Annotated in this window: 1 protein-coding gene; it reads left to right on the top strand. The window is 66.0% G+C overall.

The window, feature by feature from the left end; genetic code table 11:
• Positions 1 to 111: 111 nt before the first annotated feature.
• The coding region (locus GXY33_21270) for a M3 family oligoendopeptidase (protein NLX07677.1) at positions 112 to 1,584 on the top strand (1,473 nt) is incomplete at its 3' end.

Below are 1,584 nucleotides of genomic sequence, written 5' to 3' on the forward strand. Positions count from 1 at the left end.
ACCTTTTACGGGATTCGAGGGCCGACCGGCGACACGGCCGGACCGCGGCGGTATAATCACGCGTCACGACCGGAAGTGCGAGGGAGCAATCGTCCATTGGGAGGATTAACCGTGAACACGGATGCCAGTTGCGGCGTGGATTTCGGCAAGCTCGGACGCTACAGCCCGCGGCGGTTCGTCCCGGAAGGGGCGGACCTGACCAGGGCCGAGACGGTGGCGGAGTTGTATCGGACGCTGCTGGACCAGCCGATCGGGTCACAGGAGCAGTTCGACAACTGGATGCTGGACCTCTCGGAGTTGTCGGCGGCCCTCGAGCAGGTCGGGTCGATCCTGTACGTGCGGATGACCTGCCAGACCGACGACAAGGAGCGGGCCGAGGCCTATCGCCACTTCATGGAGACGGTGGTGCCGGCGGTCCGGCCGCTGGAGGACAAGGTCACCCGAAAGTACCTGGAACAACGGGAGCGGTTCGCCGCGGAGCCCAAACGCTACGAGGTGCTCGACCGCAACAGCCGGGCCGACGTCCAGGTCTTCCGCGACCAGAACGTCCCGCTTCAGACGCAGGTCGAGCTGCTCTCGCAGGAGTTCCAGACTGTCGCGGGGGCGATGACGGCCGAATTCGAGGGCCAGGAGCGGACGCTCCAGCAGATCGGCAAGTTCCTCTACGAGACCGATCGGGGCCTGCGCGAGCGGGCGTGGCGCACAATCACCGACCGGCGGCTGCGGGACCGCGACAAGCTCGAGGACCTCTTCGACAAGATGCTGGCGCTTCGTCACCAGATCGCGACCAACGCCGGATTCGCCAACTATCGCGACTACAAGTTCGTGGCCGGCCACCGGTTCGACTACACGCCGGAGGACTGCAAGCGGTATCACGAGACGGTGGCGCGGCTGGTGGTGCCGGCCTACCGCCGGCTGCTGGAGGAACGCCGGAACCAGATGGCCCTCGATCCGCTTCGGCCGTGGGATACCAGCGTCGACCCCAAGGGCCGGCCGCCGCTGGCGCCTTTCGAGAAATCCGAAGAACTCGTGGCGGGCGCTCGCCGCATTTTCGACCGCGTCGATCCGCACCTCGGCGGGCAGTTCCGAATGATGGCCGACCTGGGACTGTTGGACCTCGAAAGCCGCAAGGGCAAGGCGCCCGGCGGCTATCAGACCACGCTCGACGAGGCCCGCAAGCCGTTCATCTTCATGAACGCCGTCGGCGTACACCGGGACGTCGAGACGCTCCTGCACGAGGGCGGCCATTCGTTCCACTCGCTGGCGGCGGCTGACGAACCGCTCCAGAGCTATCGCCACGCCCCGCTGGAATTCTCCGAGGTCGCCTCGATGGGCATGGAGCTTCTGGCCCAGCCGTTCCTCGACGCGTTCTACGACGAGGAAGGCCGCAAACGGGTGCTCTTCGAGCAGTTTGAAGGCATCGTCTACATCCTGCCGTGGGTGGCCACGGTCGATGCGTTCCAGCACTGGATCTACGAGAATCCGACTCACAGCCGCCAGGAGCGGGCGGACAAGTGGGTCGAGGTCTTCGACCGGTTCATGGGCGGCGTGGTCGACTGGACGGGACTCGACGAGGTCAAGCGC

The organism is Phycisphaerae bacterium (assembly GCA_012729815.1).
In the GTDB taxonomy this organism is placed as follows: domain Bacteria; phylum Planctomycetota; class Phycisphaerae; order JAAYCJ01; family JAAYCJ01; genus JAAYCJ01.